The organism is Streptomyces sp. NPDC060031 (genome assembly GCF_042736805.1).
In the GTDB taxonomy this organism is placed as follows: Bacteria; Actinomycetota; Actinomycetes; order Streptomycetales; family Streptomycetaceae; genus Streptomyces.
In genome coordinates this window covers 40,719-53,086 of the sequence record NZ_JBHWVM010000051.1, presented here as the reverse complement: position 1 = coordinate 53,086, position 12,368 = coordinate 40,719, and the positions used below count along the sequence as shown (strand labels likewise).

Below are 12,368 nucleotides of genomic sequence, written 5' to 3'. Positions count from 1 at the left end.
GGTTTTTCGTCGGCGGGGGGGGGGGTTGCTGGGGCGCGGGCCGCGTGTGCCCCGCCGCCCTCTTTTGCGGCTTTGGTGGGGGGGGGGGCCCCCCCCCCGGCGCCCCCCCCCCCCCGACCCTGCGGGACCCGGTTTGACCCCCTGGAACCGGCCCCGTAACCTAGACCGTCGGCATGTTTGGGCGAATCCGTCCAGTGCGCGCCGCGCTCCTGAGCACCTTCCTCCGGGCCCTGCCCGGAGAGGCCGCTCGTCCAATCCGGATCCGTGCAGGCCTCAGGCCTGCCTGAGCGGCTGGCTTCAGGAGCATCCGTCCCGAGTGAGAGAGAGATCCGCGTGTACGCCATCGTGCGCAGCGGTGGTCGCCAGCACAAGGTTGCTGTCGGCGACATCGTTGAGGTTGACAAGATTCCCACCGCCAAGGTTGGCGACACGGTCGAGCTCTCGACCCTGCTCGTTGTCGACGGCGAAGCCGTGACCAGCGACCCGTGGGTCCTGGCTGGCGTCAAGGTCACGGCTGAGATCGTGGACCACCACAAGGGCGTCAAGATCGACATCCTGCGTTACAAGAACAAGACCGGCTACCGCCGTCGCCAGGGTCACCGCCAGCAGTACACGGCGATCAAGGTCACCGGTATCCCCGCGGCTGCGAAGTAAGAGGGACTGAGACATGGCACACAAGAAGGGCGCATCGTCCACCCGGAACGGGCGCGATTCCAATGCCCAGCGGCTCGGCGTGAAGCGCTTCGGCGGTCAGGTCGTTTCCGCTGGTGAGATCCTCGTCCGCCAGCGCGGCACCCACTTCCACCCGGGCTCGGGTGTCGGTCGTGGTGGCGACGACACGCTGTTCGCGCTGCAGGCCGGTGCGGTCCAGTTCGGCACGCACCGTGGCCGCAAGGTCGTCAACATCGTTCCGGCCGCCTGATCCAGCTCCTGCTGATCTGAAGCGTTCGTAACACCCCGAGGGCGGATCTCAGCTCTTCCCGGCGGAAGCCGGGAAGAGAGATCCGCCCTCGGCGCGTTGTCATAGAGACACGTTTAATGGGCAGCAAGGCCTGCCCGGGACATTCCCGTATGTATCTGGAGGAACACCCATGACCACCTTCGTGGACCGCGTCGAGCTGCACGTCGCCGCGGGTAACGGGGGCCACGGCTGCGCCTCCGTTCACCGGGAGAAGTTCAAGCCGCTGGGCGGCCCCGACGGCGGTAACGGCGGCCGTGGCGGCGACGTCATCCTCGTGGTGGAGCAGGCGATCACCACCCTGCTCGACTACCACCACAGCCCCCACCGCAAGGCCACCAACGGCAAGCCCGGCGCCGGCGACAACCGCTCCGGCAAGGACGGCACGGACCTGATCTTGCCCGTCCCGGACGGCACCGTCGTCCTCGACAAGGAGGGCAACGTCCTCGCCGACCTCGTCGGTCAGGGCACCACCTACGTGGCCGCCGAGGGCGGCCGCGGCGGCCTCGGCAACGCCGCGCTCTCCTCCGCCCGCCGCAAGGCGCCCGGCTTCGCGCTCCTCGGCGTCCCCGGCACCGGCGGCGACGTCATCCTGGAGCTCAAGACCGTCGCCGACGTGGCGCTGGTCGGCTTCCCGAGCGCCGGCAAGTCCTCGCTGATCTCGGTGCTCTCCTCCGCCAAGCCGAAGATCGCGGACTACCCCTTCACCACCCTCGTCCCGAACCTGGGCGTCGTCACGGCCGGCTCGACCGTCTACACGATCGCCGACGTCCCGGGCCTGATCCCCGGCGCCAGCCAGGGCAGGGGCCTCGGCCTGGAGTTCCTGCGCCACGTCGAGCGCTGCTCGGTGCTGGTGCACGTCCTGGACACCGCCACGCTGGAGTCCGACCGTGACCCGATCGCCGACCTCGACGTCATCGAGGAAGAGCTCAGGCTCTACGGCGGCGGCCTGGAGAAGCGCCCGCGCCTCGTCGTCCTCAACAAGGTCGACATCCCCGACGGCCAGGAGCTCGCGGACATGGTCCGCCCCGATCTGGAGGCCCGCGGCTACAAGGTCTTCGAGGTGTCCGCAGTCGCCCGTACGGGTCTGAAGGAGCTGTCCTTCTTCCTCGCCGAGGTCATCGCGAAGGCCCGCGCCCGCAAGCCGAAGGAGGAGGCGACCCGTATCGTCATCCGCCCGAAGGCCGTGGACGACAGCGGCTTCACCATCGCCTACGACGAGGTCGAGGACGTCTACCGGGTGCGCGGCGAGAAGCCGGAACGCTGGGTCCGCCAGACCGACTTCAACATCGACGAGGCCGTCGGCTACCTCGCCGACCGCCTCAACCGCCTCGGCGTCGAGGACGCGCTCAGGAAGGCCGGCGCCCGCGCCGGTGACGGCGTCGCCATCGGCTCCGACGAGAACGCGGTCGTCTTCGACTGGGAGCCGACCATGATGGCCGGCGCCGAGATGCTGGGCCGCCGCGGTGAGGACCACCGTCTGGAGGCGCCGCGTCCGGCGACCACGCGCCGTAAGGAGAAGGAAGCCAAGCGCGAGGACTCCGCCCAGAAGGAGTACGACGAATTCCGCCCCTTCTGAGTTAGACGAATTCCGGCCCTTCCGAGTTCATCCGGGTCCAGCCTTATTTCCACCCGTTCTGCGCCGATTTTTGGGCTGGTGGGCGGTCTTGAGGTTGTGTTTACCCGGGTCGCCTAGGATCCACCGGGTGACCAGCACCAATCCCTCCACCGTTTCCGTCGTGGTGATCGCGTACAACGACGCCGGGCTCGTGGGCGAGGCCGTTTCCTCGGCTCTCGCCCAGGGCCCGGTGGTCGCCGAGGTCATCGCCGTGAACGACGCCTCGTCCGACGGCACCGCCCAGGTGCTCGACGAGCTGGCCGCCCGCCACCCGCGCCTCAAGGTCGTGCACCGCACGCAGAACAGCGGCGGCTGCGGCACCCCGCGCAACGACGGGATCGCTGCCGCGAGCGCCCCCTACGTGCTCTTCCTGGACAGCGACGACGTCCTGCCCCCGGGGGCGGCCGACGCCTTGGTGCGCGCCGCCGAGGAGCACCGCACGCCGGTCGCCGTCGGCGCGTGCGTCAGGCGCGAGCTGCCCGAGGGCCGCGACGTGCCGTGGGCGCAGGGCGTGTACACCGCGGGCGACGTCATCGAACGGCCCGCCGACCGGCCCGAGCTGGTCCGCGACACCCTGTGCGTCAACAAGCTGTACGAGCGCTCCTTCCTGGACAAGCACTCCATCCGCTTCCCCGACGGCCGGTTCATCTACGAGGACTTCGTCTTCACCGCCCGCGTCCTGGCCGCCGCCCCGCGCATCGCGGTGATCGGCGACCTCGTCTACGTGTGGCACGTGCGCCGCAGCGCGGCCCAGGTGTCGATCTCCCTGGACCGCAAGGACGTCGGCAACTGGCGCTCGCGCATCGAGGCCCACCGCACGGCCTCCCGGATCATCACCGAGTCCTCGCCCGAACTGGGCCGGGCCTGCCAGGCCAAGTTCCTGGAGTACGACCTGCGCATGTACCTGCGCGAGCTCGGCAAGGACCCCGAGTACCAGGCCGCCTGGTGGACCCTGACCCGCGAGTACGTGGAGACCTTCGCCGAGGCCGACATTGAGGCCGCCGGGGCGCACGCCCGCTGGATCGTACGGGTGCTGCGCGCCACCGCGACCCCGCCCGCGCCCGCCGAGCTGGTCCGGCTCACGCACTTCGCCGCCGACCCGGCCCGCCTGCTGCCCCCGTACGCCACCGACGCCGACGGGCTGCCGGTGTGGAGCGGGGAACTGCCGGTCGAGCTGGACGGGCTGGCCGAACTGCCCGTCGCCGAGCTGCCCGTCACCATCGACGCCGAGCCCTCCGGCGCCGGCGGGCTGCGGATCCACCTCCACGACCTGTACGGGCGCCTGGCCGCGGCCGGGCCGCACACCGCGCAGCTGCGGTTCGTGCCCCGCGCGGGCGGGGAGCCCGTGACCACCCCGTCGGCGGCGCTGCTGCCCGACGAGACCGGCGGCTGGAGCGCGGAGCTGCCGTTCCGGCTCACGGCGGTGGCCGCGGCCGGGCGCCGCACGGGCCGGCGCGGCATGCAGGCGTGGAACGTCCAGGTGGCCGTGGAGTGCGCGGACGGGAGTTCGCTGGTCACCTCCCCGCGGCCGCTCGACAGGCTGCTGCACCGGCGGGCGCTGGTCAGCAGCCGGTATGGTGTTCTGCTGGCACAGCCGTTCCGCACGGCCGGCGGCTCGCTGGCGCTGCGGCTCGCGCCCGGCGCGCAGGGCGCGCTGAGCTTCGTACGCAACCGCCTCCACCGGGCCATGGCCGGCCGCGCGGCGGGCTGAGGCGGGCCCAAAAACCATCACATGGCACCGAACGGCACCGAACAGCACTCGGGAGACACGGCATGACTTTTCTGATCACCGGTGGCGCCGGCTACATCGGCGCGCACGTCGTCCGCGCGATGCTCCTCGCGGGGGAGGAAGTGGTCGTCCTGGACGACCTCTCCACGGGCAACGAGGACCGCGTCCCGGAGGGCGTCCCGCTGGTGATCGGCTCGGTCCTGGACCGGCTGGTCCTGGACAAGACCCTCTCCGAGCACAAGATCACCGGTGTGGTGCACCTCGCGGGCAAGAAGCAGGTCGGCGAATCCGTCGAGAAGCCGCTGTACTACTACCACGAGAACGTCCACGGACTCACGGTCCTGCTGCAGGCCGTCGCCGCCGCGGGCATCCGCAACTTCCTCTTCTCCTCCTCCGCCTCCGTGTACGGGATGCCCGACGTGGACCTGGTCACCGAGGAGACCCCGTGCGCGCCGCTGAGCCCGTACGGCGAGACCAAGCTGACCGGCGAGTGGCTGGTCCGCGACGCGGGCAAGGCGCACGGCATCTCCACCGCCTGCCTGCGCTACTTCAACGTGGCGGGCGCCGCGACTCCCGAGCTCGCCGACACCGGCATCTTCAACCTCGTCCCGATGGTCTTCGAGCGGTACGACGCCGGCGAGGGCGCGCGGATCTTCGGCGATGACTACCCGACCCCGGACGGCACCTGCATCCGCGACTACATCCACGTCGAGGACCTCGCCGACGCGCACGTGGTGGCGGCGCGCAAGCTCGCCGAGTGGGGCGCGCAGGGTCAGTACCAGGACCTCACCGTCAACATCGGCCGCGGCGAGGGCGTCTCCGTACGGGAGATGGTCGAGCTGCTGAACGAGCACACCGGGCACACCCGCCCGCCCGTGGTCACCCCGCGCCGCCCGGGAGACCCGGCGAAGGTCGTGGCCTCGGCCGACCGGATCGCGGCCGAGCTCGGCTGGAAGGCGCGCCACGACGTCCGCGAGATGATCACCTCGGCCTGGAAGGGCTGGGAAGCCAAGCGCCAGGGCTGACCTGCCGGCCCCTTCGAGCGCGTACGAAGCCGCCCGCCCCGGTCGTGACCGGGGCGGGCGGCTTTCGCATGCGCGGGGGAGGGGCTCAGCGTTCCAGGAAGGAGAACAGTTCCTCCCACCGATCGGTGATCTCGGCGCTGGAGTAGCGCTGCACGTGGTGGAAGGCGGCGTCGCCGAGCCGGTCGCGCAGCGTCCGGTCCGACATCAGCGCGTCCAGGTGCCCGGCCAGCTCCATCGTGTTGCCCAGCCGGGCCAGCAGCCCGTCCTCGCCGTGCTCGACGATCTCCCGCACGCCCGGCGCGCAGTCGAAGGCGGCCACGGGCACGCCCGCCGCCATCGCCTCCAGCAGGGTGATCGGGAACCCTTCGGCGCGGGAGGCCTGGGCGAACACCGAGGCGCCGCGCAGCGCCCCCAGCACGTCGTCCGTGCTGCCCATCCACTCCACGGAGTCGTCGAGACCCAGCGAGGTGCAGTGGGCCCGCAGCGTCGGCTCCTCCACGCCCGCGCCGTAGATCCGCAGGACCCAGTCGGGGTGGCGCGGGGCGGCGTCCGCCCAGGCGTCGAGCAGCAGGTCCATGCCCTTCTCGAACGCGAGGCGGCCGACGCTCGCGACGACCTTCCCGGTCCGCGGGGCGGGCGCCTGCGGCATGAAGGGCAGCGGGTTCGGCATGCTCCCCACGTTCTCCATGCCGGACCGGATCCACAGGTCCGCGTCCTCGGGGGTCAGCACCAGCATCCGGTCGACCTCCGGGTAGTAGCGGCGTACCCGATCGCCCCGCGTGGACTTCTGGCTGGCCTCGAACGACTCGTGGCTCATGCCGATGACGCTGAGCCCCTTGGTGTCGGCGAGGGCCACCCACTCCATCGCCCAGACCTGGGTGACGATCACGACACCGCCGGGCCGGGCCGCGCGGAACAGCTCGCTCAGCGTGTGCGCCTTGGCCCGCATCCGCGCCCGGCGGGCCGCCTGGCGGCGCCGCTCGGGCGCGTTCAGCCGACCCTTGATCCCGCGCAGCCGGCGGGCCTTGGGCGGGTGGGCGTCGTACAGCGTGGTCATCTCGTACGGGAGGTCCTGCGGCAGCTTCTGCCGGATCTCCTCGGCGACCGGGGCGATGCCGACGATGTGCACCCGGTGGCCGCGGTCGGTGAACAGCCGGGCCATCTGGTGCGACCAGGTGGTCACACCGCCGAGCTCGTCCACACTGTTGGAGACGAGGAAGATGTCACGGCCGCCAGGCTGTTCGGTGTCCGGCACGGACTCGGCGGTCTGCTGGCTCACTTGCCGCTCCTGGTGAAGAACTTCTCGACGATCTGGCGGGCCGCGTCCCCGCGGTCGTACTCGCCGAATTCGGTGAGGAAGCGCTGGCGCGCCTCGGCGTACTTCGCGTCCGCCTCCTCGAAGGCGCCGAGGGCCTGCAACAGCTCGTCCGCCGTGGCCACGACCGGGCCCGGGGCCTTCTCCTTCAGGTCGAAGTACGTGCCGCGGATGTCGGTCGCGTACTTCTCGTAGTCGTACGCGAAGAACACCATCGGCCGGTCCAGGACCGCGTAGTCGAACATCACGGACGAGTAGTCGGTGATCAGCCCGTCCGCGAGGGCCAGCAGCGGGGTGATGTCGTGGTGCTTGGACACGTCGATCACCCGGCCCTCGACCGACGGCGGCAGCGAGACGCTGTTGAGGTAGTGGGTGCGCACCAGCAGCGTGAAGCGGTCGCCGAGCCGGTCGGCGAACTCCTCGACGTCGAAGGGGAATTCGAAGCCCTCGACGGTGCCGTCCGCACTCGCCCGGAAGGTGGGCGCGTACAGCAGCACCTTCTTCTCCGGGTCGATGCCGAGGTCCGCGGCCAGCGGACCGCGCACCCGCTCGCCGCTGTCCGCCTCGCTGCGCTGCACCTCGACCAGCGCGTCGTTGCGCGGGTAGCCGGTGCGCAGCAGGACCTCGTCGCGCAGCCGGAAGCCCTTGGCGAGGCTGCGGGTGTCGTGCTCGGATCGGATCAGGAAGTGGTCGAAGCGGTCGACGGCCGCCTGGAACTTGGCCTGCCCGGCCCGGCCCTGCGCCTTGGTGCGGGGCTCGTGGAAGCCCATCCGCTTGAGCGCGGAGCCGTGCCAGGTCTGGATGTACGTGGTCCCCGGGCGCTTGGCCAGTGCCAGCGGGAAACCCTGGTTGTCGACCCAGTACTCGGCCTGCGCCAGCGCCCGCAGGTAGGGCCAGCTCCAGCGCCGGACCAGGGTGGCCTCCTTGGGGAAGCCGGTGGGCTTGCCGCCCGCGTAGGACCAGATCGCCTCGAAGGGCGCGCCCTGGCGCACCATCTCCTCGTAGATCGCCTTGGGGCTGTCGCTGTACTGCTTGCCCATGTGGCTCTCGAAGACGACCGTGCCCTTCTTGACCGGCAGCTTCGAGAAGACCTCGTGGTAGAGCTTGACCTTCTGCTCGCCCGAGCCGAGGTTGCGGCGGGCCTTCAGGGCCCGGCGCAGGCCGCGCTTGACCACGTTGGCGGCCTTGCCCTGCATCGCGTTGTTGATCAGCGACTGGGTGCGTACGGCGGCGGCGCCCTCGGCGGTCAGGACGTAGGAGAGGTTGCCCTTCTTGGTCATCTCCGGCTCGAAGCGGTCCGAGACCAGCCGGGTCAGCCGCGGGCGGACCCGCAGGCGCGCCGCCTTCTCCAGGTCGACCTCGCCGACCGAGACGCGGGTGGTGACGCGGTTCCCGCCGGCCGTCAACTTCAGGCGGACGTCCCAGACGGCGTCGATGATGCCGAGGGGGCGGACCGTGCTCCCGATGTCGGCGGTCGCGGTCCACTCGATCGTGTCACCGGCGTGGCGCACGGTTGACGCCGGGAAGCTGAACGAGCGCACGCCGATCTGCCGGCGGGCCCGGAATTCGAGCGAGGCCTTGAGTTCCGCTTCGGGCTTGATCCGCCCCAGCGGGTTCACGACGGCGCCGGAGAGCGTGACCGTGCCCCGCCCGTCGTCCTCGTAGGAGCTGAGGCGGTTGCCCAGGGTGAGGGAGCCGAGCGGGGTGGTGTGGAAGCCCTGGTCGGTGACATCCAGTATCCGGCGGCCCTCGGTGTCGTCAGGGTCGTCGATGTGCTGCGCGCACCAGTAGACGCGGCCGTCGCGCTCGGCGAGCGGGGAGGAGAGCCGGCCCTTGTTGGTCATGGCGTCGGCGGCCGGGAGCAGGTTGTCCCAGTCCTCCTTGCCCAGCAGGTAGGCGCAGATGGCCTGGAGGTGGTTGACGTTGTCGTACGCGGCCGGGTCGATGCCGGCCAGGTAACCGTTGGCGAGGCGGGCGAACTCCTGCCGGTACGCGTCGCCCAGCAGGGGCAGGTCGCGCAGGTGCAGCACCAGGTCGTGCTTGAGGAACTTGGCGTCCTTGGCGGACTTGATCTGCGCGTGGCCCTTGGCGGCCAGCAGCTCGTCCACGCGCCGGTGGATCTCCATCCGGTGGACGAAGTTCGCGATCTCGTGGCGCCGGTTGCTGATCGACTTCGCCGCCGAGTTCTCGACCACGTTCCAGAAGTAGACGTGGTTGGGGATCAGCGTGATGCGGCGGGCGGCCACGTAGGCCTGCGCGGAGAACAGCAGGTCCTCGTAGTGGATCCCGACCGGGAACTCCAGGCCCTCCTCCAGCAGGAACGCGCGCCGGTAGCACTTGTTCGTGGAGAGGGTGTCGTAGACCAGCAGGTCCGGATACTCGGTGATCGACTCCAGCGTCCGGGTGCGCGAGTAGATCCACGGGTACCACTCGGTGGTCTTGCCCCACCGGTTGTCGAGGTGCACGCGTACGCACATGCCCGAGACCAGGTCGGAGCCGGTCCGCTCGGCGGCGGCCAGCATGTTCCGGCAGGCGTTCCGTTCCAGCACGTCGTCGCTGTCCAGGAACATGACGTACGTGCCGGTGGCCTGCCGGATGCCATGGTTGCGCGGCGCGCCGCAGCCGCCGCTGTTCTCCGGTAGCTGGAAGGCGCGCACTCTTCCCGGGTGCGCCGCCTCCAGTTCCCGGGCGACCGCGTAGGACCGGTCCTTGCTGCAGTCGTCGACGATCACGACTTCGACCCCGTGCAGGGTTTGGTCCAAAACCGACTGGACGGCTGTCGGCAGACGCTCTGCGTCGTTGTAGACGATGACGACCACGGAGACGTCAGGCACGTGCACCTCGATCCCTTCGTTCCATTCCGCTTATCCCGTCAAAGCTACCGTGTGCCGCACTCGACTCAGGCAGGCCGACGCCCGGCGTGCATACTTCTAAGGAAGAGGTGAGTGGCGGGTCCGGTCGCCGACAATCACCCGTTCGGACCCAGCAGGAAGTGTTCATGAAGCTGTCCGTAGTAGTCCCTTGCTACAACGAGGAAGCTGTCGTCGACAGCTTCGACCTCGAGATCCGCAGGGTCCTGGACGCCCTCCCCGTCGACTATGAGGTCTGTTACGTCGACGACGGCAGCCGCGACGGCACCCTCGAAAAACTCCGCAAGATCGCCGCGCAGCACGGCGAGCAGACCCGGTACGTCTCGTTCAGCCGCAACTTCGGCAAGGAGGCCGGCATGCTCGCGGGCCTCCGCGAGGCCACCGGCGACGCCGTAGTGATCATGGACGCGGACCTCCAGCACCCGCCGGAGCTCATCGCCACCATGCTCGACTACTACCGGCAGGGGCACGACCAGATCATCGCCCGCCGCACGCGCGAGGGTGACAAGAAACTCCGCTCCGCGCTGAGCCGCCTCTACTACCGGGGCATCAACCGGTGGGTCGACGTGGAGCTCGCCGACGGCGTCGGCGACTTCCGCCTGCTCTCGCGCCCGGCCGTGGACGCGCTGCTCGCGCTGCCGGAGTACAACCGCTTCTCCAAGGGCCTGTTCTCCTGGATCGGCTTCGACACCGTCCACTTCGACTACCGCAACGCGCAGCGCGAGGCCGGCGAGACGAAGTGGAAGTTCGGCTCGCTGGTGAACTACGGGATGGACGGGCTGATCTCGTTCAACAACCGGCCGCTGCGCATCGGTATCTGGCTCGGCGTGTCGCTGGTCGCCCTGACGGGGCTGTACGCGCTGTGGATCACCGTCATGGCGATCACGAACGGCGTCGAGTCGCCCGGTTACGTCACCCTCGTCGCGCTCATCACCGGCCTCGGCGGGGTCCAGATGATCATGCTGGGCCTCATCGGTGAGTACATCGGCCGCATCTATTACGAAACCAAGCGCCGCCCGCACTTCCTCGTGAAGGAAGCGCACGGCGCGGACCGCGTGCCGGGCGTGTCCCGAGCGGTGATCGCGGAAGACACCCGCCGATGACACAGGACGGGAAGGCGCAGGACACGCACGCGCAGGACACGAAGGCGCAGGACGCGAAGGCGCAGGACAGGAAGCAGAAGCTCGGCCAGGTCATACGGTTCGCCCTGGTCGGCGGCGTGAACACCGGCACCTTCTTCGGCATCTACCTGCTCCTGCACCCGTGGATGCCGTACTTCCTGGCCTACACGCTGGCGTTCGTGCTGTCGATGATCGGGTCGTTCTTCATGAACACCTATTTCACCTACCGCACCCGGCCGACCTGGAAGAAGTTCCTCCTCTTCCCGCTGACCAACGTCACGAACTACGTGATCCAGTCGGTCGGCCTCTACGCCCTGGTCGCCTGGGCCGGACTGGACAGCAGGATCGCGCCGCTGGTCGCGGCCGTCGTCGCCATCCCGTTCACCTTCCTGCTGTCGCGCAGGATCCTGATCCCCGGCGCCGGTGCGTCGCAGGGCGCGGAGCCGCGGACGGAGCCGGTGAGCGGCTCGTCCAGGGTCTGAAACCCCTGAGCAGTGCCCGCCTGCCACCCCGTAGATTGAGGTGGCAGGCAGGGCATCCGGCAAGGGGCAAGGGGAAAGACGTGTCAGCGGCTAGGCAGGGTGTCGTGGACGCCCGCAGGATCGTGGTCAAGGTCGGCTCCTCCTCCCTGACCACGGCGGCCGGCGGGCTCGACGCCGACCGGGTGGACGCGCTGGTCGACGTACTGGCCAAGGCCCGCAGCGGCGGCGAGAAGGAGATCGTCCTGGTCTCCAGCGGCGCCATCGCCGCCGGACTGTCCCCGCTCGGACTGCGCCGCCGCCCCAAGGACCTGGCCCGGCAGCAGGCCGCCGCGAGCGTCGGCCAAGGCCTGCTCGTCGCCCGTTACACCGCCTCCTTCGCCCGGTACGGAGTCCGCGTCGGGCAGGTGCTGCTGACCACCGACGACACCAGCCGGCGCGCCCACTACCGCAACGCCTACCGGACGCTCGACCAGCTCCTCGCCATGGGCGCGCTGCCCGTGGTCAACGAGAACGACACCGTCGCCACGGACGAGATCCGCTTCGGCGACAACGACCGGCTCGCGGCCCTGGTGGCCCACCTGGTCCGGGCCGACCTCCTCGTCCTGCTGTCCGACGTGGACGGCCTCTACGACGGCGACCCGTCCCTGCCCGGCACCACCCGCATCGACGAGGTGCGCGGCCCCGAGGACATCGCGCACGTCTCGATCGGCAGCGCCGGCAAGGCGGGCGTCGGCACCGGCGGCATGGTCACCAAGGTCGAGGCGGCGCGCATCGCGGCGGCCGCCGGCATTCCGGTCGTCCTGACCTCGGCCAGCCAGGCGGCCGACGCACTGGCCGGGCGCCGCACCGGTACGCACTTCCACGCCACGGGCCGCCGCTCCGCGGACCGGCTGCTGTGGCTCCAGCACGCTTCGACCCCGCAGGGGCACCTCGTACTGGACGACGGGGCGGTGCGCGCGGTCACCGAGCGCGGCAGCTCGCTGCTGCCGGCCGGCATCGCCGCCGTCGAGGGCGACTTCGTCGCGGGGGACCCCGTGGAACTGCGGGCCCCCGACGGCCGGGCCGTGGCCCGGGGCCTGGTCAACTTCGACGCCAAGGAGCTCCCGCAGCTCCTCGGCCGCTCCACCCGAGAGCTCGCGCGGGAACTCGGACCCGCGTACGAGCGGGAGGTCGTCCACCGTGACGATCTGGTCCTGCTGCAGGGCTGAGGTTCCGTAAAACCGCCGCACGGTGCGCCGGGGACTGGTCAA

General features: G+C 70.3%; 10 protein-coding genes. 8 read left to right on the top strand and 2 right to left on the bottom strand.

The window, feature by feature from the left end; all coding sequences use genetic code 11:
* Positions 1 to 333: 333 nt before the first annotated feature.
* The 5 genes from rplU to galE all read left to right on the top strand — a co-directional run bounded on the left by rplU (position 334) and on the right by galE (position 5,330).
* Complete coding sequence (gene rplU / locus ACFWB8_RS22490) at positions 334 to 654, top strand: 50S ribosomal protein L21 (protein ID WP_112446572.1); 321 nt, start codon at positions 334 to 336, stop codon at positions 652 to 654.
* 13 nt (positions 655 to 667) lie between these two features.
* On the top strand, positions 668 to 922 hold the full coding sequence (gene rpmA, locus ACFWB8_RS22485; RefSeq protein ID WP_030027134.1) for a 50S ribosomal protein L27: 255 nt from the start codon (positions 668 to 670) through the stop codon (positions 920 to 922).
* 169 nt (positions 923 to 1,091) lie between these two features.
* The gene (gene obgE / locus ACFWB8_RS22480) at positions 1,092 to 2,537 is read left to right on the top strand and encodes a GTPase ObgE (protein ID WP_385229784.1); all 1,446 of its coding nucleotides are present in this window, start codon (positions 1,092 to 1,094) and stop codon (positions 2,535 to 2,537) included.
* A 127-nt stretch (positions 2,538 to 2,664) separates the two neighbouring features.
* The gene (locus ACFWB8_RS22475; protein WP_385229781.1) at positions 2,665 to 4,287 is read left to right on the top strand and encodes a glycosyltransferase family 2 protein; all 1,623 of its coding nucleotides are present in this window, start codon (positions 2,665 to 2,667) and stop codon (positions 4,285 to 4,287) included.
* 62 nt (positions 4,288 to 4,349) lie between these two features.
* The gene (galE, locus tag ACFWB8_RS22470) at positions 4,350 to 5,330 is read left to right on the top strand and encodes a UDP-glucose 4-epimerase GalE (protein ID WP_385229778.1); all 981 of its coding nucleotides are present in this window, start codon (positions 4,350 to 4,352) and stop codon (positions 5,328 to 5,330) included.
* Between the two features lie 85 nt (positions 5,331 to 5,415).
* On the opposite strand, the gene ACFWB8_RS22465 is transcribed toward galE, so the two are convergent.
* Positions 5,416 to 6,585: a glycosyltransferase gene (locus tag ACFWB8_RS22465; RefSeq protein ID WP_385229794.1), complete on the bottom strand. Its 1,170-nt coding sequence runs from the start codon at positions 6,583 to 6,585 to the stop codon at positions 5,416 to 5,418.
* Positions 6,586 to 6,605: 20 nt separating this feature from the next.
* The gene (locus tag ACFWB8_RS22460; protein ID WP_385229775.1) at positions 6,606 to 9,485 is read right to left on the bottom strand and encodes a CDP-glycerol glycerophosphotransferase family protein; all 2,880 of its coding nucleotides are present in this window, start codon (positions 9,483 to 9,485) and stop codon (positions 6,606 to 6,608) included.
* 158 nt (positions 9,486 to 9,643) lie between these two features.
* On the opposite strand from ACFWB8_RS22460, the gene ACFWB8_RS22455 reads away from it, so the two are divergent.
* The 3 genes from ACFWB8_RS22455 (at position 9,644) to proB (ending at position 12,326) form a co-directional block, all read left to right on the top strand.
* The gene (locus tag ACFWB8_RS22455) at positions 9,644 to 10,618 is read left to right on the top strand and encodes a glycosyltransferase family 2 protein (protein WP_385229772.1); all 975 of its coding nucleotides are present in this window, start codon (positions 9,644 to 9,646) and stop codon (positions 10,616 to 10,618) included.
* Complete coding sequence (locus tag ACFWB8_RS22450) at positions 10,615 to 11,118, top strand: GtrA family protein (protein WP_385229769.1); 504 nt, start codon at positions 10,615 to 10,617, stop codon at positions 11,116 to 11,118. Before ACFWB8_RS22455 ends, ACFWB8_RS22450 begins: the two co-directional genes overlap by 4 nt.
* 80 nt (positions 11,119 to 11,198) lie before the next feature.
* Positions 11,199 to 12,326 (top strand): glutamate 5-kinase, encoded by a 1,128-nt coding sequence (proB, locus tag ACFWB8_RS22445; RefSeq protein WP_385229766.1) that lies wholly within the window; start codon positions 11,199 to 11,201, stop codon positions 12,324 to 12,326.
* The last annotated feature ends 42 nt before the right edge of the window (positions 12,327 to 12,368 follow it).